Genomic DNA, 23,802 nt, shown 5'->3' on the forward strand with positions numbered 1-23,802 from the left:
GACGCTTCTCCATCAGCAGGTCAGTCGGGGGGCTTACATGACTGACTTTGCAGCGCTCATGCCAACATCAAATACTTAAAAATATCCTTATAAATCAATAACTTACAATTGAATTAGATGGCTCTTGCCATGCACTTTGCAAGATGCATGAATTACGACACATGCAATTTGCACGATCAGCGACGTAACGGCAGCAGGATGCTGAAACAGGAGCCTTCGCCGAGGCGACTGCAGAGCTCGATGCGACCCTCATGGGCGTGGACGATCTGCTCACTGATAAACAAACCAAGACCGAGCCCCTGCGCGACGCTGGTGCCGGAGACACGCTCGAACTGCTCGAATACCCGCCGCTGATCGGCCTCGGAGATACCCAGCCCCTGGTCACGCACTTCGGCGCGAGCCATGTCGTCCACCACCCGCACACGCACCGAAACGGGTTTACCAGCACCGTAGCGCAGAGCGTTGGTCAGCAGATTGGCCAACACCTGCTCGATGCGGAACTCGTCCATCATCACCGGCGCCGGTCCATCGACGTGCAGCTCGATATGGCTGCCCGTATTGGTGAACTGCGCGGCCAGGCTCTCCACCACGTTGCCAGCCAGCACGCCGAGGTCGCCGGGCTCCGGACGCACCGACAGCTTGCCGGTGCGAATGCGCGACACATCCAGCATGTCGTCGATCAGTCGACTCAGGCTGCGAATCTGGCGCTCGTCGCGAGCGACCATCTCCTGCAGTTTGTCCGGGGTGAAGGCATCGCCCCGGCCCTGCTCCAGACGCAGCTTGCGCAGCTGCACATCAAGAATCAGGCCGTTGAGCGGCGTGCGCAGCTCGTGAGAGACGATGGACATGAAGGTGTCGCGCATCTGCACCGCTTTCTGCAACTCGCCCTGTGTCTCGCGCAGCTCGACGAGAAGTGCCTCCTGCTCACGACGCGCCGCCTCGACCATCTCCAGCTGCAAGCTCAACGCCTTGCGGTGGCGGTACAGCTCGACGAACATCGCCACCTTGCTGCGCACTTCGAAGGGTGACAGCGGCTTGTGCAGGAAGTCCACCGCGCCGCTTTCGTAGCCACGGAAGGCGTAGTCCATATCGCGACCGACTGCGCTGACGAAGATGATCGGAATATGTTTGGTCTTCTCCGTGCCACGCATCAGTTCGGCCAGCTCGAAGCCGTTCATGCCCGGCATCTTGACGTCGAGAATGGCCAGCGCGAATTCGTGCTCGAGCAACAGCGACAACGCCTCGTCGGCGCTGCTGGCCTGGAAGATGGTGCGATCCTCGGTCTGAATCAGCGAGCTCAGGGCCAGCAGGTTTTCCGGCAGATCGTCGACGATCAAGACCTTGGCTTCAATCTTCCTCAGCATGGCAGGGTATCCAGTTCGGCCAGCAGCAGGCGCATGGCATTGATAGGCAGGAGAAAATCCGGTTTCAGCAGGGCCAACGCGGCATTCGGCATGGTGGGCACCTGCGCATCGGCAGGATCCTGCACCAGGGTCAGGCCACCGGCCTGTTTGATCGCCAGCAAACCAGCGGCACCATCCTCGTTGGCACCGGTGAGCAGCGCGGCGGCCAGCTGCTCGCCGTAGGCATCGGCGGCGGACTCGAAAAGAATATCGATCGATGGCCGGGAGAAATGCCGCGGCTCCTCACGGCTGAGAGAGAAGCTGCGATCGGTTTCGATGGACAGGTGGTAACCGGCGGGCGCGACGTAGACCACGCCACCACTCAGGTACTCCTTGTCCTCGGCCTCCTTGGCAGGCAGCTTCAGGCGTCGCTGCAGCAGGTCGGCCAGCAGGCTGTCGCTGCGATCCGGCTGATGCAGCAGGCACACCACTGGCAGCCGGTAGTCCAGCGGCAGGTCTTCGAGCAGGCTCAACAGCGCCTCGACACCGCCGGCAGAAGCGCCGATCAGCAATGCCTGCAGCGGAACACGAGCCAAGCCACGTAGGTCGATCCGTTGGCTGCTCATCGCTTGCGGAAAATCCGCTCGGCCCGCGACACGGCTTCGAACTGTCGGGCATAGGCGGAGAAATCCAGGCTCTCCTTGCTGCCCAGGCCGAGAAAGCCTCGGTGGCAGAGAGACTCGTGAAACAGGCCCAGCGCACGGTCCTGCAGATCTCGGTTGAAGTAGATCAGCACGTTGCGACAAGACACCAGATGAGTTTCGGCAAACACGCTGTCGGTGGCCAGGCTGTGATCGGCGAAGGTCACGTTGGCCCGCAGCGACTTGTCGAACAACACACGGTCATAGGCCGCCGAGTAGTAGTCGGAGAACGCCCGCTTGCCACCGGACAGCTGGTAGTTCTGGGTGTAGGTACGCAGGTTGTCGAGGGCGAAGATGCCCTGCTCGGCCTTCTCCAGCGAGTGCGGGTTGATGTCGGTGGCGTAGATCATGGTGCGTTCCAGCAGGCCTTCCTCATGCAGCAGGATGGCCAGGGAATACACCTCCTCGCCGGTGCTACAGCCAGCCACCCAGATTTTCAGCGAAGGATAGGTCTGCAGTAACGGCACCACTTGCTCACGCAGGGCGAGAAAGTATTCGGGGTCACGGAACATCTCGCTGACCGGGATGGTGAGGTACTGCAGCAACTTCATGAATGCTTGCGGCTCGTGCAGGATGCGCTCCTGCAACGCCGAAATGGTCGGGCAATCCAGTTGAGTCTGCGCCTGGCGTACACGGCGCTTGAGCGAGGCTTTCGAGTAATCGCGAAAGTCGTAGCTGTAGCGCAGGTAGATCGCCTCGATCAGCAGGCGCAGCTCGATTTCGTCAGGCATCAAAGACGCTCCAGCTTGGGCATCCACACGCGGATCAGGGAGAACAGACGATCCAGGTCGATGGGTTTGGCCAGGTAATCGTTGGCGCCGACTTCGCGGCAACGCTCCTGATCATCCTTCATCGCCTTGGCTGTTACCGCAATGATAGGCAGGTTCTTCCAGCGCGGCTCGAGGCGAATCTGCCGGGTGGCTTCGTAGCCATCCATCTCCGGCATCATCACGTCCATCAGCACCAGGTCGATATCCTCGTGTTCCTTCAACTTGGCCAGTGCTTCGAAGCCGTTACGCGCAACTTCTACCATGGCGCCTTTCTGCTCCAGCGCGCTGGAGAGGGCGAAGATGTTGCGCACGTCGTCGTCCACCAGCAACAGGCGCCGGCCCTCGAACAACTTGTCGCGGCTGCGCGCGGTCTTGAGCATGCGCTGGTGCTCGCTGGACAGCTCGGCCTCGACCTTGTGCAGGAACAGGGTGACTTCATCCAGCAGGCGCTCCGGCGAGCGTGCGCCCTTGATGATGATCGAGCGCGAGTACTTGAGCAGCTCGGTTTCCTCGTCGCGAGTCAGGTTGCGACCGGTGTAGACGATCACCGGCGGGAAGGAGCAGATGTCCTCCTCGGCCATGCGCCGTAGCAGCTCATTACCGAGCATGTCGGGTAGTTTGAGGTCGATGATCATGCAATCGAACACTGTGTCGCGCAGTTTCTCCAGCGCTTCGCCGGCCAGGGCAACGGCGGTGATTTCGATGTCTTCGTCGCCGATCAAGCGGGAAACGCTGTCACGTTGCAGTGGGTCATCCTCGACCAGCAGCACGCGTTTGACCTGCTGATTGAGCTTGGCCTCGAGCTTGCCGAAAACTTCCTTGAGCTGCTCGCGGCTGGTGGGCTTGAGCGCATAACCGACCGCGCCCAGGTGCAACGCGGCCTCGCTCTGATCTTCCACCGAGACCACATGAACCGGGATGTGTCGGGTCTGCGCGTCGTCCTTCAGGCTCTGTAGCACACCAAGACCGGAGCCATCGGGCAGGCGCATGTCGAGCAGGATGGCGTCCGGACGATACTGCTGCGCCAGCTCCAGGCCTTCATCGGCGCAGGTGGCGACCAGACAGGCGTAGCCCAGCTCGTGAGCCAGATCAAAGAGGATACGGGCGAAGCGCACTTCGTCCTCCACTACCAGCACGCGACGGCCACCATGCTCATCCAGGTGCTCACGATCATCGGCAAATGGTGCCGGCTGTCTGGGCATCGGTGCTGGTACAGCTGCAGCAGCAGGCGCGACAGCAACGGTCGGCACCACGGCAACCACCGGTTCGCTCGGCGGCTTGCTCGCGCCCCCAGCGTCGACCATGCGCTCGGGCAACAGCAAGGTGAAGGTACTGCCCTCGCCGGGCACGCTGCTGACGGTGATGGAGCCGCCCAGCAAGCCGGCCAGGTCGCGCGAGATGGACAGCCCCAGGCCGGTGCCGCCATAACGACGGTTGGTGGTGCCGTCGGCCTGGCGGAAGGCCTCGAAGATCGCCTGCTGCTGATCGGTAGCGATACCGATACCGGTATCACGCACGGCGAACGCCAGATAATGATCGTCCTGACGCGACACGCTCAGGGTCACGCCACCGCGGTCGGTGAACTTGAAGGCGTTGGACAGCAGGTTGCGCAGGATCTGCTCGGCGCGCTGGCGGTCAGTGAACAGCACCTGCGGCAGCTCGCCCTGCTGCTCGATCACGAAACTCAGGCCGCGCTCGCCTGCTAGCGGTACGAACACATCATTCAGGCCCTCGAGCATGCTCGTCAGCGGCGTACGCTCAGGACGCACCTCGAGCTTGCCGGCCTCGACCTTGGCAATGTCGAGAATATCGTTGATCAGATTGAGCAGGTCGTTACCGGCCGAATAGATCGACTCGGCGAACTTCACCTGCTCGTCGTTGAGGTTGCCATTACCGTTCTCTGCCAGCAGCTTGGCCAGGATCAGCGAACTATTGAGCGGCGTGCGCAGCTCGTGGCTCATGTTGGCGAGGAATTCGGACTTGTAGCGGCTGGCGCGCTGCAGCTCTTCGGCGCGCTCTTCCAATTGCGCCTGAATCCGGCCAAGGGTGGTGTTGCGCTGATCGAGTTCGTCGCGCTGGTCGGCCAGTGTCTGCGCCTGCTCGGAGAGCTTCTCGTTGGTCTGTTCGAGTTCGGCCTGTTGGGTTTCCAGGTGGGCCTGAGACTCCTTGAGCACACGAGCCTGCTGCTCCAGTTCCTCGTTGGCGGCACGCAGTTCTTCCTGCTGGGTCTGCAGCTCCTCGTTGAGTTGCTGGGTTTCGCCCAGGATGTCCTGCAGACGCTGGCGATAACGGGCCGCTTCCAACGTATTACCCACATTGCCGGCGATGGCTTCGAGAAACTCGCGCTCGCGTGGTTCCAGCGCACGCATGAAAGCCAGTTCGATCACGCCGTTGACGCGATCCTCCGATTGCAGCGGAACCAGGGCGACGCTGACCGGCTGGCCCTCGCCAAGGCTCGACGCTACCTTTATGTAATCGGTCGGCAGGTCATCCAGGCACACCACTCGACGCCCGCGGGCGGCCTGCCCAACCAGGCCTTCTCCGTTGTAGAAATGCGCCTTGAGGCCAGCGTCTTCGCTGAAACCATAACCGGCTACCCGCTTCAGGTCGCCGGTTTGAGCATCGCGCAGATAAAGGGCTGCAACCACGCAACCCAAGTACTCAGCTAGAAACTCAAGGGAGCGATCCGCCAGCTCCTGCACACGCGGCTGGCCCACAAGCCGCTCCGCCAGCAGATTCTGACCACCACCCAGCCAGGCACGACGGCGCTGCTCGTCGGCGTAGTCCGCCTGCTTGGCCATGGCCTGAGAATAGGTCTGCGACAGGTTCATCAACTCACGACGCCCGAACAGCGCCAACAGAGCGCTGAACAGGATGCTAACCACCAGGTAGATACCCGCCCCCCACAGCGTGGTGTTGCTGACATCGGCATTACGCTGCTGACGCAGTTCGCGCTCGCTGTTGATGAAGGTGTCGAGCTCACGTCGCATGCCATCAGTGAGGTTCTTGCCGCGGCCACGCCCGACTTCAGCCATGAAGTTGCCGCCGGAACGGCGACTGGCGATGACTTCCTGAGCATACAGATCCCATTGATCCTGCATGGCCAGCAAACGTTCGAGACGCTGCACCTGCGGCGGGTTGTCCGCGACCATGTCAATGAGCTGCTCGGCCTGTGGACGGAACTTGCCGCGTGCCTGCTCGTAGGGCGCCAGGTAATCCTCCTCCCCACTGAGCAGGTAGCCGCGCATGCCGGTCTCCATGTCGAGCGTCAGCTTGTAGATTTCACTGGCTCGGTTGAGTACCTGGTCGGTGTGTTCGACCCAGCGGATCACACTGAGCAGGTAGCCGATCAATACCGCAAAGCACAAAGCGCCAACCAGCCCAAGGCCCAGCGGCAACCCGACGTTGCGATTGAGAATTCGGCGAAAACCCTGCTCGTCCATTGCGGACTCGTTCGACATTGGGACGTCCATTCGATGGTTGTCTCGCTTCTTCTTATCTATCCGGGGAAGGCGTATGGCACACTGACCGCGCGCATTCCCCGAAGTTTGCCAAACATTTGCGCATTCTGCGCGCGAAAACAGAGACTCAGATGACCGAAACCGATTGTGCTGCCACCAAAACCATCCTGTTGGTTGAGGACGACGACGTCGTGCGCCAACTCACCGCGGAAGTGCTGGGGGAGTTCGGTTATTGCGTCCACGCCCTGCGCGACGGACCCAGCGCGCTGGAGCTGCTGCACAGCGCGCAGCATTTCGACCTGCTGATGAGCGACATCGGCCTACCCGGGATGGACGGCCGTGAGCTGGTAGCCGCAGCGCGTCAGCTGCGGCCGACTCTGCCAGTATTGTTCGCCAGCGGCTACAACGAACGCGAATTGCTCGAAGAAGTGCGCGCCCGCGACAGCGCGGCGGCCACCGACAGCATCGTCAAACCCTACGATTTACAGCTATTGGAGCAGCGCCTGAGCGAACTGGCAGGCTGACGAAGCGGCATCTAGGCTGATGGCAGGCCACTGAACAGGAGCGCCTGCCGATGCGTTACCTCCCCTTGCTTTGCCTGGTTCTGCTCACGGGTTTGCTACTGGGCGGCTGCGCCAGTCAGACCACCACACCCGCGCAGTTCTCGGGCTACCTCGTTGATTATTCCCAGCTTCAGCCCGCTACCTCGGCCACTGGCGCGCCAGTGCTGCGCTGGATCTCGCCGCAATTCAACAACGCGCGCTACAGGACGGTTTACGTAGAGAAGCCAAGCTTCTACCCGCAGCCTGCACCGAGCGATCAGGTCAGTGCGCAGACACTGGAAAACGTCCGCGACTACCTGCATCAGGCGCTGATCCGTGAGCTGCAGGGCCGCATGACGGTCGTCAGCGAACCGACCAGGGACAGCTTGGTACTGCGCAGTGCGATCACTGGCGTGACGGTGTCGACCGAGGGGCTCAAGGCCTATGAGGTGATTCCCGTGGCGCTCGTACTCGCTGCCGCGACCACAGCTGCCGGCACCCGCGACCGCGACAGTGCGATCTTCATCGAGATGGAGGCGCTCGATGGTCGCACCAGCGCCCCCATGCTACGCGTGGTACGCAAGGGCCATGGCCTGACGCTGGAGAACAGCAGCACCCAGCTGACCCTTGACGACCTCAAACCCGTGCTGGATGTCTGGGCGCGCGACGCGCGTGACTTCCAGCCAGGCCCACGGTGATCAGCCGGCCGCCTGCAGGTTGAGCACCAGCAGGCGCGCGGCGGTTTCGGCGTCCGGCTGGCCGTCATAGTTGGCCGGGCGATACTTCATCTGGAAAGCGGCGATGACGTTGCGCGTCGCCTCGTCCAGCTCACCGTGCTGCGGCACCGTGTAACCGTTCTGCGCCAATTGCTCCTGAAACCACTGCACGCTGGGCAGGCTGGTGCTGAACAACGCCTGCTGGCGCGCCACAGCTCCTTCGTTCGGCCAGGGCACCAGGCCCTCGTCGGCCAGACGCTTCCAGGGGAACAACGGGCCCGGATCGACCTTGCGCTGCGGCGCCACATCACTGTGCGCAATGATCGAGCCCAACGGTAACTGGTGACGCTTGACGATGTCCTTGAGCAACACGATCAGGGTATCGATCTGCTGCGGCGCGAAAGGTTGCCAGTAACGACCGGCCGGCGTCCGGTAGTAGCCCTGGTTGACCAGTTCGATACCAATGGTGGTGCTGTTGAGCCAGGTGCGCCCCTTCCACTCACTGACGCCGACATGCCAGGCACGCCGATTTTCATCCACCAGGCGGTAGACCGTCGGCGGTGCATCACCGATCAGGTAATGGCTGCTCACCTCGGTCTGCGTCAGCAGGTCGAGCGAGCGTTGCAGGTCAGCGGAGGTGTAATGCAGCACGATGTATTGCACGCGGCTGTTCTGGCCGGTCGCGGTATGGCTGTCGTCGATACGCAGACCACCGGCGCAACCGGCCAGCAAAACGAGAACGAGGGTAAGGCAGAGAGACTTCATGCGTGACCGAATACGCTTTGCAGGTTATCCAGCAGCATGTCGACGCTGAGCATGATCAGTAGCATGCCCATCAATCGTTCCACCGCCATCAACCCGCGATTACCGAGGAACCGCTGCAGGAACGACGCCTGCAACAGGATGAATGCCGTCGCCGCCCAGGCCAGGATCAACGCGAGATAGAGCTCCCAGAGCGGTCCGGTGTGAGTGTTGCGCAGGGTCATCAGCACCGCGAGTGCCGAGGGCCCGGCCACCGCCGGCGTGGCCAGCGGCACCAGCATCGGCTCACCGTCCGGCACGTCGCCGAGCAGGCCCTGCGGGCTGGGAAAGATCAGGCGCATGGCGATGACGAACAGGATGATACCGCCGGCAATCGCGGTTGCCTCCCGTGACAGCCCGAGGCTGGTGAGGAATTTGTCACCAAAGGTGAGGAACAGCAGCAACAGGCCGAGGGCGAACAGCAGCTCGCGCGCGGCAATCCACAACCGCCTGCGCGGCTCGACGTTCTTCAGCGCGGCGATGTAGATGGCGATATTGCCGAAAGGGTCGGTGACCAAAAAGATCAGCACGGCGATGCTGAAGATGTCCATGGGCGTCTCCGGTGGCTAGTGCGCATAGTCTAGGGCCTTGCGGGGTCGCCTCGCGAGTCGGCGCAGCAGTCATATTCGAGCGTTTTCGTCGAGCCAGGAAATTTTGTGACCCAAACACTCGCTCAAGTTCTCGACAACTACCGCCGGTAAAAATGTATACAAAGTGGTAGCCAAGATCACAACAAAATGTCTACATTGACCAGACAAGAACAACAGCGAGTAGCTTTCCCCATGACTTCCACCCCCAACAGCGCGCCCGTGACCCAGCGTCCTGAGGACGAGAATCTCGGTATCAGCGCAAACTTTGCTTACGGCTTGCAGCATGTCCTGACCATGTACGGCGGGATCGTTGCGGTTCCCCTGATCGTTGGCCAGGCTGCCGGACTGTCACCCGCCGATATCGGCCTGCTGATCGCCGCCTCACTGTTCGCCGGCGGCCTGGCTACCTTGCTGCAAACCCTCGGCCTGCCTTTCTTCGGCTGTCAGTTACCACTGGTGCAGGGCGTCTCGTTCGCCGGGGTGGCGACCATGATCGCGATCATCGGCAGCGATGGCGCCGGGGGCATCCCGGTGGTGCTCGGCGCGGTGATCGCCGCGTCCTTGATAGGGCTGCTGATCACGCCCGTGTTCTCACGCATCACCAAGTTCTTCCCGCCACTGGTGACCGGTATCGTCATCACCACCATCGGCCTGACGCTGATGCCAGTGGCCGCGCGCTGGGCCATGGGCGGCAACAGCAGCGCCGCGGACTTCGGCAGCATGGCCAACATCGGCCTGGCTGCCTTCACCCTGGCCACCGTGCTGCTGCTGAGCAAGGTCGGCAGCGCCAGCATCTCGCGCCTGTCGATCCTGCTGGCGATGGTCATCGGCACCCTGGTTGCCGTGGCCTTTGGCATGGCGGACTTCTCCCAGGTCCTGAACGGACCGATGCTGGCCATGCCCGAACCCCTGCACTTCGGCATGCCGGTGTTCAAGGTGGCCGCCATCCTGTCGATGGTCATCGTGGTGATCGTGACCCTGGTGGAAACCTCGGCGGATATCCTCGCCGTTGGCGAGATCATCGGCACCAAGGTGGACTCCAAGCGCCTGGGTAACGGCTTGCGCGCCGACATGATCTCCAGCATGTTCGCTCCGTTGTTCGGCTCCTTCACGCAAAGCGCTTTTGCCCAGAACGTCGGCCTGGTGGCCGTGACCGGGGTGAAGAGTCGCTACGTGGTCGCCAGCGCCGGCCTGATTCTGGTCACTCTCGGCCTGCTACCGGTAATGGGCCGCCTGATCGCTGCCGTACCGACTGCCGTGCTTGGCGGTGCTGGCGTCGTGCTGTTCGGTACCGTGGCCGCCAGCGGCATCCGCACCCTGGCCAAGGTCGACTACCGCAACAACATGAACCTGATCATCGTCGCCACCTCGATTGGCTTCGGCATGATCCCCATCGCCATGCCGAGCTTCTACCACCACTTCCCGGCCTGGTTCGAAACCATCTTCCATTCGGGCATCAGCTCGTCGGCGATCATGGCAATCCTGCTCAACCTGCTTTTCAACCACTTCACCACGGGCAACTCGGATCAGCAGTCGGTGTTCGTCGCCGGTACCGAGCGCAGCCTGCGCTACCGCGATATTGCCGCGCTGCATGAAGGCGACCACTTCGTCGACGGCAAGCTGTATGACGCGCAGGGCAACGAAGTGCCCCTGCAGGACGACAACGACCACGCCCCGCGAACTCGCAACGCCCCAACGGCCAGCAAGCAGTCGGCAGAAGCGACGTCATAGGAAAGGTTGACCGGCGCTTTGCGAGCCGCGGCCTCTACCGCGGCTCCGACCGAACAGATCAGACTGCCTGTTCGACCCGGTTACGCCCCGTGCCTTTGGCACGGTAAAGCGCCTGATCGGCACGCTCGAAGGTGACCTCGGTGGCCTCGCCATTGCGAAACTCGGCGATACCCGCGGAGAAGGTGATGGTCACCGGCTCCCCCTTGAAGTGGAACGGGCAGGCCTCGATTGCCGCGCGCAGGGTCTCGAGAAGCTGTACACCGCCCTCCAGCGGCGTTGCAGGAATCAGCAAAACGAACTCCTCGCCACCAAAACGGGCGATGAAGTCGGTCTTGCGCAAACGCTTGTTGAGCTCACCGGCAATGATCTTCAACACCCGATCACCGGCCAGGTGACCATAGCCATCGTTGATCCGCTTGAAGTGATCGATATCCAGCACCGCCAACAACAACTGGCCGCCGTAGCGTTGGCGACGAGCGACTTCCAGATCCAGACGCTCACTCCAGGCGGCACGGTTGGCCAAGCCAGTCAGGGGATCCAACAGGGACTTCTGTCGCTGTTCTTCGATGTGCTCGCGAAACTGCTGCGCCTCCTGCTCCATCTCGGCGACACGCTTGACCAGGCCCTGTAGCCGCTCGGCCACGTCGTCCTCACTGCTGTCACGCTGACGCTGATGATTGCTGACGCTCTGCAGCAACCCCTCCAGGCGCTGCTCCAGGGCCTGCTTGAGCGACTCCAGATCACCCGCATCCTGCACGCTTTGCTGCAGGTCGCTGACCTGATCACGCAACTGCTGATTGAAGTTGCGCGCGCTTTCTGCCGACGCGCTGTACCCCTCGTGTGCCTGGCTGAGGGTTTCGATGAAGGCCGCCAGGCGCTCATTGAGTTGCTTGAGATAGCCCGCGAACTCACGCTGGCCGCTATCGGTCACGGCCAGCACCAGCACAGCCAGGTCATCCAGCACCGGCACCAGCTCGTACCAGTTGAGATTGCCCTCCAGTCGCAGGCGCAGCGCGTCACCTTGCGGCAGATGGCGCGCCGGCAGCTCGAGCTCGTCGAGCAGGCCACGCAGACTGCTGGCGATATGCGGCGCCACCGCGCTGTATCCAGGTTCGCTGCTGGGCAATGAAAACGGGCTGTCGTCGGCACCCTCCTGCCGCACCAGCCCCGGCGGCAGAGGCAAGCTATCGAGCACGGGCGAAGCCTCGTGGAGCTGATGCTGGGCCGGCGCGCTAATCACTCTGGCAACACGGGGAGGCGACTCGTTCGCTAGCGCGACGGTGGCAGGCGCGGATGCTGGCGTTGGCGTTGGCGTTGGCGTTGGCGTTGGCGTTGGCGCCGACTCTGGTGCGGGCTCCTCGATAACGCTAGCGGCCTCAGCGACACGGTCCGGCGCATCCTCATTGCTTTCGCTGGTCTCGCTGCGCGAGCCGAACAGGCGCTGAAGCAGGCCTGGTTGTTCCTGCGCCGGAGCCTGTAGAACGGTCAGCGCCTGGCCCTGCAGATTACTCAGCTGGCTGAGCAGCGCCGGCAGCAGGTACTGGTGTGCGGTGGCATCCTGCAACTGCTTGCCCAGTGATTTGAGTGCCTTGCGCACCTCGCGGGGCGGTTGCAGACGCTGTAGTTGCTCGATCAAGCCAGCCAACGCAGTCGCAGCCTCTGCGGCACGCTGCTGACGGCGCTGCTCGGAATCCAGCACAGCCTTTTCCAGACGCGGGATAAGGCCGCCCAATGCAGCGTCCATATCGTCGCGGCGAAGAATTTCGCGCATTTCCTGCATGCATTGATCGACCGCCTTGTCCGCGCCCTCGGCGGCCAGGCTGCTGCGCACCAGCCCCCGGCGCAGCAGATCCAGGCGCAACTCCCAACGGCGGTCGAGCTTCTCCTGCTGTTCCAGGCTGCTCAGGTACTTTTCTTTCCAGCGTTGCGCGTCATCGCTCATACGGCTTACTCGGGAGATGGCGTCTTCAGCATAGGCATTTGCGCAGCATTCTGTGCTTCCGGCAGGCGGATTTCCACAGCCACGGGAAGGTGATCGGAAATCGGCTGACTGAGTACATCGACGCGCCCCAGCTCGAGCTCGGAACTGATCAGAATATGATCGAGGCAGCGCTGCGGTCGCCAGCTGGGGAAGGTCGCTTCGACCTGCGGCGCGATCAGGCCGAGGTCGCGCAACGGGGAGCTCTCCAGCAGGTCGACAGCGTGGGTGTTCATGTCGCCCATCAGCACCAGGTGGCGAAACTCGCTGACACGCTCACGAATGTAGGCCAGTTGCCGCGTCCGGGTGCGAGCTCCCAGCGCCAGATGCATCATCACCACGCCCAGTGCATGCTCACCCTCGCCCAAACGCAGGAAGATCGCACCACGCCCAGGCGGGCCGGGGAGCGGATGGTCTTCCAGCAGAGAGGGACGCAAACGGCTGAGCACACCGTTGCTGTGCTGGGCGAAGCGCCCGAGATTGCGATTGAGCTGTTGGTACCAGAAGGGAAAGGCCCCCTGCTGGGCCAGGTACTCGACCTGATTGATGTAGCCCGAACGCAGGCTGCCACCATCGACCTCCTGCAAAGCCACCAGATCGAAGTCGGCGAGCAGATCACCGATGCGCTGCAGGTTGCCGGCACGCCCTGCATGGGGCAACAGATGCTGCCAGCTGCGGGTCAGGTAGTGATGATAACGCTGGGTATTGATGCCGACCTGGACGTTGAAACTGAGCAGACGCAACAGGCCGTCGGCTGGCCAGTCGCTCTCGGGCGAGCAGTGCGGGTTGATCTGTGGATCGCACAGACCAACCGCACGTGTCTTTCGCCAGCGGCGCAGCATGCTTCGCGCCTGCGGCCGCTTAAAGCGCCTCGCGCTCCTTGGCGATCAGGTGGTCAGCGACCTGCAGGGTCTGCTGTGGGCCACCGGCCGAGCCCAGGTCGAAGCGATACTTGCCACCGACAACCATCACCGGTACGCCAGTGATCTGGTAGGCCATGGCCAGTTTCTTGGCCTTTTCCATCTGGCCTTTGACGGCGAAGGAGTTGAAGGTCTTGAGGAAGGCATCACGATCAACGCCCTGGGTGGCGACGAAATCGGCAAACTCTTCGGCCGAAGCCAGCTTCTTCTTCTCCTGGTGGATGGCGTTGAACACGGCGTCATGCACCTTGTGCTCGACCTTCATGCTTTCCAGGGTGATGAACGCCTGACCATGCACGTTCCAGATGCCACCGAACAGCGCCGGTACGCGGACGAAGTTGACGTCTTCCGGCAGCTTCTCGACCCAGGGGTTGAGAGTCGCTTCGAACTGATAGCAGTGCGGGCAGCCGTACCAGAACAGCTCCACCACTTCGACCTTGCCAGGCTTGGACACCGGCACCGGGCTCTTCAGCTCGACGTACTGCTGGCCAGCCACCGGCTCGGCATGAGCAGTGATACCGAACAGACTGCTGATGGCCAGAGCGGCGCCGAGAATCAGGTTACGCATGGGGTACTCCTTGGTAGTAGGCATCGCCTCGTGGCGAATCGCTAGTAAGACCGGACGACACGAGGCAGGTTCCGGCCATTGTAGCCGCGGCGCAAATGAAAAAGGGTGGCCGTAGCCACCCTTTGTCTTGCCAAAAGCAAAAAGCTCTTGGTCTTCAGAGAATTTCGCGAGCTAGAGCCCTGCAAGGAAGAAACAGGAGAGGAACGGTCGGAGTCGCGGGCGACTGTACTTTTGTACACTCGCATGACTCGCTCCGCTCGCCCCTCCGGGGCCGCCCTAAAGAGCGTTAGCCGCAAGCGGCTTCCGATTCTGTTTCTGACACCGCAGGGCCGACGCGCAGCAAATTATCAGTGCAGGCCCTGAATGAAGCTGGATACGGCTTCAATATCCTTGTTGCTCAGCTTGGCAGCGATGGCGCGCATGATCATCGCGTCGCCGTCGTTGGTGCGGTTGCCTTCGCGGAAGTCAGTCAGCTGCTTGGCCACGTACTGAGCGTGCTGGCCGCCCAGGTGTGGGAAGCCGGCAGCGGCCAGGCCAGCGCCGTTGGGCGAATGGCAACCGATGCAGGACGGCATGCCCTCTTCCAGCTTGCCGCCACGGAACAGTGCTTCACCACGCTCGACCAACTTGGGATCGGCGGCACCAACGCTCATCTTCTGACTGGAGAAGTAAGCGGCGATGTCAGCCATATCCTGTTCGCTGAGGTTGTCCAGCATGCCGGTCATTTCGACCACCGGACGGGCACCGGACTTGATGTCGTGCAGCTGCTTGAGCAAGTAACGCTCGCCCTGACCGGCCAGCTTGGGGAAGTTTGGTGCAGGGCTGTTGCCATCGGCGCCATGACAGGCACCACAGACAGCGACTTTGCCCTGACCGGCTTCGGCATCGCCAGCAGCCTGTGCCACGCCAGTGAGGCCCAGGGTCAACAGCAGACTCACGAGTACTTTGTTCATCAGCTAATCCAATTACGGCTAAGAGAGAAAGGGTTATCGAGCGGGCTTACTCACTCGGTCATCAGCTTGATGACCGCCTGGTAATCCTCGGCCGAGCAGTCCATGCACAAGCCGCGCGGCGGCATGGCATTCAAACCATTGGTAACGCTCTGCACCAGTGTATCCATGCCCTTGGCCAGACGCGGCTCCCATGCGGCCTTGTCACCCTTCTTGGGCGCCGTGGGAATCTGGCCGTTGTGGCATACACCACAGGAACGGTCATACACAGCTTGCGGATCCTGAGCAGCATAGCCGTTGAACGACAACATCATAACGGCAGCAGCAAGCAGCATTTTCTTCATCAGATCAACCTCATCAGGGTTGGGAACGTCCTGCTTTCTATTGAGCAGAGATTTAATCGCTCCCGGCAATTGGGTTCCTGCGGGTGGGACAAAGCGCACACAAAATCTGCGGCATTATATACTGGCAACACTGAAACGGAAACGACGCCCCCTGCCGCCCCCTCTGGGGCGCAGCAGGTGCGCGGAAATGTCGCAAGCCCTCGAACCACTGAACAGGAATCGAGGCATCCACCGGATACCCCCATGCTCCCGAAAAATCCCATCATCGGTCTGTGCCAGCAGGCCAGCTTCCTCATCAGCGCCGCCAAGGTCGATCAGTGTCCGGAGGACAGCGGCCTGGAGGTGGCCTTCGCCGGCCGCTCCAACGCTGGCAAGTCGAGCGCGCTCAACACCCTTACCCACGCCAGCCTGGCGCGCACCTCGAAAACACCGGGACGCACGCAGTTGCTCAACTTCTTCCGCCTGGACGACGAGCGCCGCCTGGTCGACCTGCCCGGCTACGGTTATGCCAAGGTACCCATCCCGCTCAAACAGCACTGGCAGAAACATCTGGAAGCGTATCTGGGCAGCCGCGAGAGTTTGAGCGGCCTGGTTTTGATGATGGATATCCGCCATCCGCTGACCGAGTTCGACTGCATGATGCTGGACTGGTCGGTAGCCAGCGGCATGCCGCTGCATATCCTGCTGACCAAGGCCGACAAACTGGCTTTCGGCGCAGCGAAGACCACCTTGCTCAAGGTGCGCCAGGAAATTCACAAGCAGTGGGGCGATGGCATCAGTATCCAGCTGTTCTCGGCGCCTAAGCGCATGGGCGTGGAAGAGGCGCAGATGGTGCTGGCCGGTTGGCTGGATCTGTTGCCGGAAGAGGATGAAGAAGGCGCCGAGGAATAAGTCGTAGGGTGCGCTGTGCGCACCGAGATCGTAGGGAGTATTCGGTGCGCCCGGCCAAGGTGGCCCCGCGACACCCTACTGAGCTGCAGCCGCCCGGTTTGACTTGAGAAGCCCTCTCCCACAAGCGGTAGAGGGTCGTCAGAATGCAGCTAGCGGCACTTTTCTATAGGCAAAAAAAACCCCGAGCTTCGTATGGGGAGGGAGAAGTTCGGGGTTCAAGGTCTGAACCGCTAGGGCGGGGTTCAGATGTCTGCCAACACTTAACACAACAAAGGAGCATTGAAGGGCTTAACGGCCATTCATGAACTCTGACCGGGTGGGTTTGCAGAAAGTTCATCGCCGTCTTAAAAACCATTTGCAATAAGAAAGCGCCTTTTGATTCCCTGAAACCCAAAAGCTAGAGCGGCCGCGGCTCTACGCCGCGGCGACGAGACTCAATGCGCCTCGTCCCAATTGGCGCCGACGCCGACTTCCACCAGTAGCGGTACATCCAGGTCGGCGGCGCCACTCATCAGGCTCTTGAGTTTGGCGCTGACCTCGTCGATCAGCTCCTCACGCACCTCCAGCACCAGTTCGTCGTGCACCTGCATGATGATGCGTGCATCGATGCCGCTGTCCTGCAACCAGCCGTCCACGGCGATCATGGCGCGCTTGATGATGTCCGCAGCGGTGCCCTGCATCGGCGCATTGATCGCCGCGCGCTCGGCGCCCTTACGCATGGCCTGGTTCTGCGCGTGGATCTCCGGCAGATACAGGCGACGGCCGTAAACCGTCTCCACATAGCCCTGCTCGGCGGCCTGGGCGCGGGTACTTTCCATGTAGGTCAGCACGCCGGGGTAACGGGCGAAGTAACGGTCGATGTAGGCCTGCGCCTCCTTGCGTTCGACGTCGATCTGTTTGGCCAGACCGAAGGCACTCATGCCGTAGATCAGGCCGAAGTTGATCGCCTTGGCCTTGCGCCGCTGATCGCTGGTCACCTCGTCCAGGGCCGCGCCGAACACTTCCGCCGCGGTGGCCTTGTGCACGTCCAGGTCATGGCGGAATGCGTCCAGCAGGCCTTCGTCCTTGGCCAGGTGAGCCATGATGCGCAGCTCGATCTGCGAGTAGTCCGCCGCCATCAGCTTATAGCCCTTGGGCGCGACGAAGGCCTGGCGGATGCGCCGGCCTTCGGCAGTGCGGATCGGGATGTTCTGCAGGTTTGGGTCGCTGGAGGACAGGCGGCCAGTGGCGGCCACCGCCTGGTGGTAGCTGGTGTGGATGCGCCCGGTGCGCGGGTTGATCTGCTCCGGCAGCTTGTCGGTGTAGGTGCTCTTGAGCTTGCTCAGGCTGCGGTACTGCATCAGCACCTTGGGCAGTTCGAAGTCCTGCTCGGCCAGCTCGGCCAGCACCGCTTCGGCGGTGGAGGGTTGGCCCTTGGCAGTCTTGCTGATCACCGGGTAGCCGAGTTTTTCGTAGAGGATCACGCCGAGTTGCTTGGGCGAGGCCAGGTTGAATTCCTCGCCGGCGATCTCGAACGCCTTGCGCTCCAGTTCCACCAGTTTCTCGCCCAGCTCGACACTCTGCTCGCCGAGCAGCTTGGCATCGACCAGTGCGCCGTTGCGCTCGATACGCGCCAGCACCGGCACCAGCGGGATTTCGATGTCGCGTAGCACCCTGGCTAGAGACGGCACCGCCTCCAGGCGGCCCCACAGTTCCTGGTGCAGGCGCAGGGTCACGTCAGCATCCTCGGCGGCGTACGGGCCGGCCTGCTCCAGGGCAATCTGGTCGAAGGTCAGCTGCTTGGCGCCTTTGCCGGCAATGTCTTCGAAGCGGATGGTGCTGTGGTTCAGGTACTTCAGCGCCAGGCTGTCCATGTCGTGACGAGTGGCGGTGGAGTCCAGCACGTAGGATTCGAGCATGGTGTCGAAGGCCACGCCCTGCACTGCGATCGGTGTACTGGCGTTGGCCAGAACGTTGATGTCGTACTTGGCATGCTGGCCGACCTTGGCCTTTGCCGGGTCTTCGAGGATCGGCTGGAGCGCCTTGAGCACCGCATCTCGATCGAGCTGCTGCGGCACGCCCATGTAGCTGTGCGCCAGCGGGATATAGGCCGCTTCGCCGGCCTTGACCGCGAAGGACAGGCCGACCAGCTGCGCCTGTTGCGCATCGACGCTGGTGGTCTCGCTGTCGAAGGCGATCAGCTCAGCCTGCTCCAGCTTCTTCAGCCAGGCGTCAAATTGCGCCTGCTCCAGCACCAGTTCGTAGTCACCTGCACTGGCTGGTTCTGGCTCAGGCGCTTGCTCGGCGGCTTCGCCAGCGGGCTCGGCAAACAGATCGCCTGCCGGTGCGGCAGCCTTGGCGGCCAGCGCCTTGTTCTGGCGCAGCAGGTCGTCCAGCCAGTTCTTGAATTCCAACTGGCCGTACAACTCGACCAGGGCAGCCTGGTCCGGCTCGCCGGGATGCAGCGACTCGATCTCGATATTCAGCGGCACGTCGGTCTTGATGGTCGCCAGCTGATAGGACAGGTAAGCCATCTCGCGGTGCTCTTCGAGCTTGGCTGGCAGGCCCTTGGCGCCTCGGATCGGCAGCTCGGGCACCTTGTCGAGGTTGGCGTAGAGCACGTCGAGGCCGCCGCCGATACCAACCAGCAAGCCCAAAGCGGTTTTCTCACCGACACCAGGCACACCCGGAATGTTGTCGACCTTGTCGCCCATCAGCGCCAGGTAGTCGATGATCAGCTCAGGGCCGACACCGAATTTCTCCTTTACGCCATCGGCATCGTAGACGCTTCCCGTCATGGTGTTGACCAGCGTAACGTGCGGGCAGACCAGCTGCGCCATGTCCTTGTCACCAGTGGAGATGACCACGTCGCGCTTTTCCCCGGCCGCCTGGCGCGCCAGGGTGCCGATCACGTCATCGGCTTCAACCCCCTCGACGCACAGCAGCGGCAACCCCAGGGCACGCACGCTGGCGTGCAGCGGCTCGACCTGGACGCGCAATTCGTCCGGCATGGATGGCCGATTGGCCTTGTACTCGGCGAACAGCTCGTCGCGGAAGGTGCCGCCCTTGGCGTCGAAGACCACGGCAAAGGGGCTGTTCGGGTACTGCTTGCGCAGGCTCTTGAGCATGTTCAGCACGCCCTTCACCGCTCCGGTGGGCATGCCCTTGGAAGTGGTCAGCGGCGGCAGGGCGTGGAAGGCGCGGTACAGATAAGAGGAACCGTCGACCAGAACGAGGGGAGCTTGGCTCATGCGCGGGATCAACCTTTTCGGCGGGTGCAGCGGTAGAATGGCTGCATCGGTGAACAACGAAGGAGCAAGATTACCATGGGTACATTGAATCGCCTGTTGCTGGTCGGCCTGTTGGCCTGTGTCCCCCTTGCTGCTCACGCCGAAGATCCGGTATCCGGCGACCCGGACGTGACCATCCGCCAGGACGGCGACCGCACCATTCAGGAATACCGGGTCAATGGCTTCCTCTACGCCATCAAGGTCATCCCGAAGAACGGTAAACCCTACTTTCTCGTTCGCGCCGATGGCAGCGACGGCAACTTCGTACGTTCGGATGACCCGGACATGCTGATCCCGTCCTGGGAAATCTTTAGCTGGTAAGGCAATTAAGGTCTGATATGTCGGTATTCACCCCCCTGGAGCGTCATGAGCTCGAAGTCTTCCTGGCTCCCTATGGGCTTGGCCGGTTGCGTGACTTCCAGGGCATTGCTGCGGGCAGCGAAAACAGCAACTTCTTCGTCAGCCTGGAGCAGGGCGAATATGTCCTGACCCTGGTCGAACGCGGCCCGGTGGCCGACCTGCCGTTCTTCATCGAATTGCTCGACGTGCTGCACGACGCCGGCCTGCCGGTGCCCTACGCCCTACGCACGCAGGACGACGAGGCATTGCGCACCCTGGCGGAGAAACCGGCGCTATTGCAGCCCCGGCTGTCAGGCAAGCATGTGCGCGAGGCCAACGCCCATCACTGCCAGGAAGTGGGTAGCCTGCTGGCGCGCATTCACCTGGCCACTCGCGAACAGCCGGTGGAACGCCGCAGCGACCGCGGGCTGGACTGGATGCTCGCCGAAGGTCCGAGCCAGGCGCTGAAGCTTGATGAACAGGCGTTGCCGCTACTACGTGATGCACTGGCCGAGATCGCCGAACTGAAGCCGCGCATCCTCGCTTTGCCGCGGGCGAACCTGCATGCCGACCTGTTCCGCGACAACGTGCTGTTCGACGGCAACCACCTGGCAGGGGTGATCGACTTCTACAACGCCTGCTCGGGGCCGATGCTCTACGACCTGGCCATCACCCTGAACGACTGGTGCTCGAACGAAGACGGCAGCCTCGATGGCGCTCGCGCCCGTGCGCTACTCGGCGCCTATGCGGCTCTACGCCCGTTCAGCGCTGCCGAAGCAGAGCTGTGGCCAGCCATGCTGCGCGTGGCCTGCGTGCGTTTCTGGCTGTCACGTCTGATCGCCGCCGAGTCGTTCGCCGGGCAGGAAGTGCTGATTCATGATCCTGCCGAATTCCAACGGCGCCTGGCACAACGTCAGCAGGTCAACCTGCCGCTGCCGTTCGCGCTTTAGGGCACGCCCCGTAGGGTGCGCCGTGCGCACCAATGACTTTGAGCGCACGCCGGTGCGCGCGGCGCACCCTACGAGCCCAAACAGGGGCCGTAGGGGAATGCTGTGCCATACAGCCTTGATGGTGGTGGTGCGTAGGCACACCCGAGCCGATCAGCTACCCGAAACCAGTCCCGGCAATTGCTCGGCCAGCTTGGCATTGTTGATCGGCGCACGGATGAAGCCGCGCTGGGTGCCATCCGGGCCGATGATCACCAGATTGCCGCTGTGATCGACGGTGTAGTTTTCCTTGCTGGTGTCAGCCGGGATGTAGGGAATGCTCACCGAGTTGGCGAATTTCTGCAGGGTTTCCTCTTCGCCGGTCAGGCCTTTGAAGCCCGCATTGAAGAAGCCCAAGTACTTGCTCAACTGCTCCGGCGTATCACGATGGGGGTCGACGCTGACCATCACCACGCTCAGCCGTGCGCGAGTTTCTTCGGGCAGCTGGGTCTGTAATTGGCGCAGCTGAGCGAGGGTGGCCGGGCAGATGTCCGGGCAGAAGGTATAGCCGAAGAACAGCAGCTTCCAGTCACCCTTGAGCTGATCAACCGCGACTTCCTTGCCCTCCTGATCGACCAGGCTCAGCGACGGCAGGCTCCGGTTCTGCGGCAGCAGGACGATACCTGCGTCGAGCAGCGCCGCCGGGTCGCCCTGGCTTTTGCTGCTGAGCACCTTGTTGACGGTAAGCCCCAGCACCAGGGCCACGATGGCGACAAGAACGAAAACGGTGGTATGGGTACGCGTCATGAAATCCCTCAGCAAGCCGTTGAAAAACTACCTGCGTTGCCATCGCGGCGTTAAAAACAGGCTCGGAATGCTCATTTACAACTCGTAAACTCCGCGTCCTCGCCTGTTTTTGCCTTGCGCTGGCTGCCTCGCCAACGTTTTTAAACGGCCTGCTAGATATTCAGCAGCAGATAGTGATCCGCCAGCAGCGCGATAAACAGCAGGAACAGGTACCAGATACTGTACTTGAAGGTGTTGATCGCGGCGTGCGGTTTGCTGTCACGGTACAGCACCCAGGCCCAGTGCAGGAAGCGGCCGCCCAGTACCACGGCGCAAACCAGGTACAACGGCCCGCTCATGTGAATGGCGTAGGGCAGCAGGGTCACCGCGAACATCACCAGGGTGTAGAGCAGGATATGCACTTTGGTGTAGTGCTCACCGTGGGTCACCGGCAGCATGGGAATGTCGGCCTTGGCGTATTCGGCCTTGCGGTGGATAGCCAGGGCCCAGAAGTGCGGCGGCGTCCAGGCGAAGATGATCAGCACCAGCAGCAGCGGCTCGGCACTGAGGTGGCCGGTAACGGCGACCCAACCCAGCAACGGTGGTGCAGCACCCGCCAGGCCGCCGATCACGATGTTCTGCGGCGTGGCGCGCTTGAGAAAACCGGTGTAGATCACCGCATAACCGAGCAACGAGGCCAGGGTCAGCCAGGCAGCCAACTCATTGGTGAAGACCATCAGCAGGCTCATGCCGGCGATGGCCAGCAACAGGGCGAAGGTCAGCGCCGCCACCGGCGAGACACGCCCGGCGGTGACCGGACGTTTGTGTGTGCGCGCCATGATCGAGTCGATGCGCCGATCCACCACATGGTTGACCGCAGCCGCTGCGCCGGCACACAGGCCAATGCCGAGGTTGCCGAACAGCAGCACGGTCCAGGGCACACCGGCACGGGTGGCGAGAAACATGCCGACCAGTGAGGTGATCAGCATCAGCATCACCACCCGCGGCTTGGTCAGCTCCAGATAGTCGCGCCAGGTGGCGCGTTCGGAGTGAGTGCGCAGCATTGTCGCCATGGCATTGCTCCTTGATTCGTTATTTACCGGCCTTGAACCAGACCGTTGGAAACCAGAGTCGTGCGCCTGCCCGCCAGACCAGATGCTTCGCGAGCCGCCGCAGAAACAGCCCTCAGGCGATAGTTGATCAGCACCATCACCAGCAGCAGAGCAGCGCCACCAGCGTTGTGCGCCACCGCCACCAGCAGCGGTAGATGGAAGATCACGTTGCTGATACCCAGGCCAACCTGCACAGCCAGCGCCAGCAGCAGCAGGCCGGCCAGGCGCGGTAGCTTGGCAATGCGCAGCTGCCAGGCCAGTGCCAACAGCGCCAGCGTTACCAGCAGCGCTCCGATGCGGTGGCTCATGTGAATGGCGGTGCGCGCGTCACTGTCGAGCTGTCCGCCCAGGTAGTTGGGGCCGATGTGCTGGGTCAGGTGAAAGCCCTTGCCGAAATCCATCGCCGGCCACCACTCGCCGTGACAGGTGGGCAGGTCGACGCAGGCGACAGCGGCGTAGTTGGAACTGACCCAGCCACCGAGGGTGATCTGCCCGATCACCAGCAGCAGGCATGCCGCCGCCAATGTGCGCAGGCGCCCCGGCAACTGCAGCGGGGCGAATCGTCCAGACAGGCGCAAGGTAAGCAAGGTCAACAGACTGAGCGTGGCGAAACCGCCGAGCAGGTGAGCGGTGACCACCTGCGGCCATAGCTGCAGGGTAACCGTCCACATGCCGAAGGCGCCCTGCAGAATCACCAGCGCCAGAATCGCCAGCGGCAACTTGAGCGGCTGAGTTGGCTCCGCACGACGGCGCACGGACAGGGCAGCAATGGCGAGGATCACCAACCCCAGTGCACCGGCAAAGTAACGATGGATCATCTCGTACCAGCCCTTGGCAACCTCTACCGGCGCCTCGGGAAAACGCGCTTCGGCGATGGCCTGCTTGTGCTCGCTCATCGGTACGCCGAGAAACCCGTAGCAGCCTGGCCAATCCGGGCAACCCAGCCCGGCATGGGTCAGTCGGGTGTAGGCGCCCAGCAGCACCACCACCACGGTCAGGAGGGTCGCGAACAACGCTAGACGGTAACCGGGCTTGTGCATGTCTACTCCTTGGGCACTGGGCCT

Annotated in this window: 21 protein-coding genes; 6 read left to right on the forward strand and 15 right to left on the reverse strand. The window is 62.3% G+C overall.

Features of this window, described 5'->3' with window-relative positions:
• Window positions 1-176 precede the first annotated feature (176 nt).
• The 4 genes from CDO35_RS11695 to CDO35_RS11710 are packed head-to-tail and all read right to left on the reverse strand — an operon-like array spanning window position 177 to window position 6,275.
• Window positions 177-1,364: a hybrid sensor histidine kinase/response regulator gene (locus tag CDO35_RS11695; RefSeq protein WP_099524918.1), complete on the reverse strand. Its 1,188-nt coding sequence runs from the start codon at window positions 1,362-1,364 to the stop codon at window positions 177-179.
• Window positions 1,358-1,969 (reverse strand): chemotaxis protein CheB, encoded by a 612-nt coding sequence (locus CDO35_RS11700; protein WP_099524919.1) that lies wholly within the window; start codon window positions 1,967-1,969, stop codon window positions 1,358-1,360. Before CDO35_RS11700 ends, CDO35_RS11695 begins: the two co-directional genes overlap by 7 nt.
• Window positions 1,966-2,775 carry a CheR family methyltransferase gene (locus CDO35_RS11705; protein ID WP_099524920.1) on the reverse strand — a complete coding sequence of 270 codons (810 nt, stop codon included), beginning with the start codon at window positions 2,773-2,775 and terminating at the stop codon, window positions 1,966-1,968. The genes CDO35_RS11700 and CDO35_RS11705 overlap by 4 nt, the downstream gene beginning before the upstream one ends.
• The gene (locus tag CDO35_RS11710; protein WP_099524921.1) at window positions 2,775-6,275 is read right to left on the reverse strand and encodes a response regulator; all 3,501 of its coding nucleotides are present in this window, start codon (window positions 6,273-6,275) and stop codon (window positions 2,775-2,777) included. Before CDO35_RS11710 ends, CDO35_RS11705 begins: the two co-directional genes overlap by 1 nt.
• A gap of 131 nt (window positions 6,276-6,406) precedes the next feature.
• Between CDO35_RS11710 and CDO35_RS11715 the strand changes: the two genes are divergently transcribed.
• Window positions 6,407-6,799 carry a response regulator gene (locus CDO35_RS11715; RefSeq protein ID WP_099524922.1) on the forward strand — a complete coding sequence of 131 codons (393 nt, stop codon included), beginning with the start codon at window positions 6,407-6,409 and terminating at the stop codon, window positions 6,797-6,799.
• Between the two features lie 50 nt (window positions 6,800-6,849).
• On the forward strand, window positions 6,850-7,515 hold the full coding sequence (locus CDO35_RS11720; RefSeq protein ID WP_099524923.1) for a DUF3313 domain-containing protein: 666 nt from the start codon (window positions 6,850-6,852) through the stop codon (window positions 7,513-7,515).
• On the opposite strand, the gene CDO35_RS11725 is transcribed toward CDO35_RS11720, so the two are convergent.
• Together CDO35_RS11725 and CDO35_RS11730 are read right to left on the reverse strand one after the other, a co-directional pair.
• The gene (locus tag CDO35_RS11725; RefSeq protein WP_099524924.1) at window positions 7,516-8,298 is read right to left on the reverse strand and encodes an N-acetylmuramoyl-L-alanine amidase; all 783 of its coding nucleotides are present in this window, start codon (window positions 8,296-8,298) and stop codon (window positions 7,516-7,518) included.
• Window positions 8,295-8,885, reverse strand: a complete 591-nt coding sequence (locus tag CDO35_RS11730; protein ID WP_037001645.1) for a MarC family protein — start codon at window positions 8,883-8,885, stop codon at window positions 8,295-8,297. Before CDO35_RS11730 ends, CDO35_RS11725 begins: the two co-directional genes overlap by 4 nt.
• A 231-nt stretch (window positions 8,886-9,116) precedes the next feature.
• On the opposite strand from CDO35_RS11730, the gene CDO35_RS11735 reads away from it, so the two are divergent.
• Window positions 9,117-10,655, forward strand: a complete 1,539-nt coding sequence (locus tag CDO35_RS11735; RefSeq protein WP_099524925.1) for a nucleobase:cation symporter-2 family protein — start codon at window positions 9,117-9,119, stop codon at window positions 10,653-10,655.
• 58 nt (window positions 10,656-10,713) lie between these two features.
• Here the strand turns inward: CDO35_RS11735 and CDO35_RS11740 are convergent, their stop codons facing one another.
• The 5 genes from CDO35_RS11740 to CDO35_RS11760 all read right to left on the reverse strand — a co-directional run bounded on the left by CDO35_RS11740 (window position 10,714) and on the right by CDO35_RS11760 (window position 15,415).
• Window positions 10,714-12,597, reverse strand: coding sequence for a GGDEF domain-containing protein (locus CDO35_RS11740; RefSeq protein ID WP_099524926.1), 1,884 nt, complete (start codon window positions 12,595-12,597; stop codon window positions 10,714-10,716).
• 5 nt (window positions 12,598-12,602) lie between these two features.
• Entirely contained in the window at window positions 12,603-13,475 is an 873-nt protein-coding gene (locus CDO35_RS11745; protein ID WP_017676422.1) for an endonuclease/exonuclease/phosphatase family protein, read from the reverse strand.
• Between the two features lie 19 nt (window positions 13,476-13,494).
• The gene (locus CDO35_RS11750) at window positions 13,495-14,121 is read right to left on the reverse strand and encodes a thiol:disulfide interchange protein DsbA/DsbL (protein WP_099524927.1); all 627 of its coding nucleotides are present in this window, start codon (window positions 14,119-14,121) and stop codon (window positions 13,495-13,497) included.
• A 347-nt stretch (window positions 14,122-14,468) separates the two neighbouring features.
• Window positions 14,469-15,074: a c-type cytochrome gene (locus CDO35_RS11755; RefSeq protein ID WP_017676420.1), complete on the reverse strand. Its 606-nt coding sequence runs from the start codon at window positions 15,072-15,074 to the stop codon at window positions 14,469-14,471.
• A 50-nt stretch (window positions 15,075-15,124) separates the two neighbouring features.
• Entirely contained in the window at window positions 15,125-15,415 is a 291-nt protein-coding gene (locus CDO35_RS11760) for a c-type cytochrome (protein WP_017676419.1), read from the reverse strand.
• Window positions 15,416-15,658: 243 nt separating this feature from the next.
• On the opposite strand from CDO35_RS11760, the gene yihA reads away from it, so the two are divergent.
• Window positions 15,659-16,306, forward strand: a complete 648-nt coding sequence (gene yihA / locus CDO35_RS11765) for a ribosome biogenesis GTP-binding protein YihA/YsxC (RefSeq protein ID WP_055986012.1) — start codon at window positions 15,659-15,661, stop codon at window positions 16,304-16,306.
• Between the two features lie 434 nt (window positions 16,307-16,740).
• Here the strand turns inward: yihA and polA are convergent, their stop codons facing one another.
• Window positions 16,741-19,536 (reverse strand): DNA polymerase I, encoded by a 2,796-nt coding sequence (gene polA / locus CDO35_RS11770; RefSeq protein WP_099524928.1) that lies wholly within the window; start codon window positions 19,534-19,536, stop codon window positions 16,741-16,743.
• 75 nt (window positions 19,537-19,611) lie between these two features.
• On the opposite strand from polA, the gene CDO35_RS11775 reads away from it, so the two are divergent.
• On the forward strand, window positions 19,612-19,896 hold the full coding sequence (locus CDO35_RS11775; RefSeq protein ID WP_037002230.1) for a DUF2782 domain-containing protein: 285 nt from the start codon (window positions 19,612-19,614) through the stop codon (window positions 19,894-19,896).
• Window positions 19,897-19,913: 17 nt separating this feature from the next.
• The gene (locus CDO35_RS11780) at window positions 19,914-20,864 is read left to right on the forward strand and encodes a homoserine kinase (protein ID WP_055986022.1); all 951 of its coding nucleotides are present in this window, start codon (window positions 19,914-19,916) and stop codon (window positions 20,862-20,864) included.
• Between the two features lie 150 nt (window positions 20,865-21,014).
• Here CDO35_RS11780 and CDO35_RS11785 read toward each other — a convergent pair whose 3' ends face one another.
• The 3 genes from CDO35_RS11785 to CDO35_RS11795 form a co-directional block, all read right to left on the reverse strand.
• On the reverse strand, window positions 21,015-21,647 hold the full coding sequence (locus CDO35_RS11785) for an SCO family protein (protein ID WP_099524929.1): 633 nt from the start codon (window positions 21,645-21,647) through the stop codon (window positions 21,015-21,017).
• Window positions 21,648-21,799: 152 nt separating this feature from the next.
• Entirely contained in the window at window positions 21,800-22,699 is a 900-nt protein-coding gene (cyoE, locus tag CDO35_RS11790) for a heme o synthase (protein ID WP_099524930.1), read from the reverse strand.
• A 23-nt stretch (window positions 22,700-22,722) separates the two neighbouring features.
• Complete coding sequence (locus tag CDO35_RS11795) at window positions 22,723-23,778, reverse strand: COX15/CtaA family protein (RefSeq protein ID WP_099524931.1); 1,056 nt, start codon at window positions 23,776-23,778, stop codon at window positions 22,723-22,725.
• Window positions 23,779-23,802 lie beyond the last annotated feature (24 nt).

It is taken from the genome of Pseudomonas sediminis, assembly GCF_002741105.1.
GTDB classification, from domain to species: Bacteria; Pseudomonadota; Gammaproteobacteria; order Pseudomonadales; family Pseudomonadaceae; genus Aquipseudomonas; species Aquipseudomonas sediminis.

What these genes read in the sequence shown, in the direction of transcription:
- CDO35_RS11695 (WP_099524918.1), bottom strand. Translation starts at nt 1,364, where the DNA reads ATGCTGAGGAAGATTGAAGCCAAGGTCTTGATCGTCGACGATCTGCCG.
- CDO35_RS11700 (WP_099524919.1), bottom strand. Translation starts at nt 1,969, where the DNA reads ATGAGCAGCCAACGGATCGACCTACGTGGCTTGGCTCGTGTTCCGCTG.
- CDO35_RS11705 (WP_099524920.1), bottom strand. Translation starts at nt 2,775, where the DNA reads ATGCCTGACGAAATCGAGCTGCGCCTGCTGATCGAGGCGATCTACCTG.
- CDO35_RS11710 (WP_099524921.1), bottom strand. Translation starts at nt 6,275, where the DNA reads ATGTCGAACGAGTCCGCAATGGACGAGCAGGGTTTTCGCCGAATTCTC.
- CDO35_RS11715 (WP_099524922.1), top strand. Translation starts at nt 6,407, where the DNA reads ATGACCGAAACCGATTGTGCTGCCACCAAAACCATCCTGTTGGTTGAG.
- CDO35_RS11720 (WP_099524923.1), top strand. Translation starts at nt 6,850, where the DNA reads ATGCGTTACCTCCCCTTGCTTTGCCTGGTTCTGCTCACGGGTTTGCTA.
- CDO35_RS11725 (WP_099524924.1), bottom strand. Translation starts at nt 8,298, where the DNA reads ATGAAGTCTCTCTGCCTTACCCTCGTTCTCGTTTTGCTGGCCGGTTGC.
- CDO35_RS11730 (WP_037001645.1), bottom strand. Translation starts at nt 8,885, where the DNA reads ATGGACATCTTCAGCATCGCCGTGCTGATCTTTTTGGTCACCGACCCT.
- CDO35_RS11735 (WP_099524925.1), top strand. Translation starts at nt 9,117, where the DNA reads ATGACTTCCACCCCCAACAGCGCGCCCGTGACCCAGCGTCCTGAGGAC.
- CDO35_RS11740 (WP_099524926.1), bottom strand. Translation starts at nt 12,597, where the DNA reads ATGAGCGATGACGCGCAACGCTGGAAAGAAAAGTACCTGAGCAGCCTG.
- CDO35_RS11745 (WP_017676422.1), bottom strand. Translation starts at nt 13,475, where the DNA reads ATGCTGCGCCGCTGGCGAAAGACACGTGCGGTTGGTCTGTGCGATCCA.
- CDO35_RS11750 (WP_099524927.1), bottom strand. Translation starts at nt 14,121, where the DNA reads ATGCGTAACCTGATTCTCGGCGCCGCTCTGGCCATCAGCAGTCTGTTC.
- CDO35_RS11755 (WP_017676420.1), bottom strand. Translation starts at nt 15,074, where the DNA reads ATGAACAAAGTACTCGTGAGTCTGCTGTTGACCCTGGGCCTCACTGGC.
- CDO35_RS11760 (WP_017676419.1), bottom strand. Translation starts at nt 15,415, where the DNA reads ATGAAGAAAATGCTGCTTGCTGCTGCCGTTATGATGTTGTCGTTCAAC.
- yihA (WP_055986012.1), top strand. Translation starts at nt 15,659, where the DNA reads ATGCTCCCGAAAAATCCCATCATCGGTCTGTGCCAGCAGGCCAGCTTC.
- polA (WP_099524928.1), bottom strand. Translation starts at nt 19,536, where the DNA reads ATGAGCCAAGCTCCCCTCGTTCTGGTCGACGGTTCCTCTTATCTGTAC.
- CDO35_RS11775 (WP_037002230.1), top strand. Translation starts at nt 19,612, where the DNA reads ATGGGTACATTGAATCGCCTGTTGCTGGTCGGCCTGTTGGCCTGTGTC.
- CDO35_RS11780 (WP_055986022.1), top strand. Translation starts at nt 19,914, where the DNA reads ATGTCGGTATTCACCCCCCTGGAGCGTCATGAGCTCGAAGTCTTCCTG.
- CDO35_RS11785 (WP_099524929.1), bottom strand. Translation starts at nt 21,647, where the DNA reads ATGACGCGTACCCATACCACCGTTTTCGTTCTTGTCGCCATCGTGGCC.
- cyoE (WP_099524930.1), bottom strand. Translation starts at nt 22,699, where the DNA reads ATGGCGACAATGCTGCGCACTCACTCCGAACGCGCCACCTGGCGCGAC.
- CDO35_RS11795 (WP_099524931.1), bottom strand. Translation starts at nt 23,778, where the DNA reads ATGCACAAGCCCGGTTACCGTCTAGCGTTGTTCGCGACCCTCCTGACC.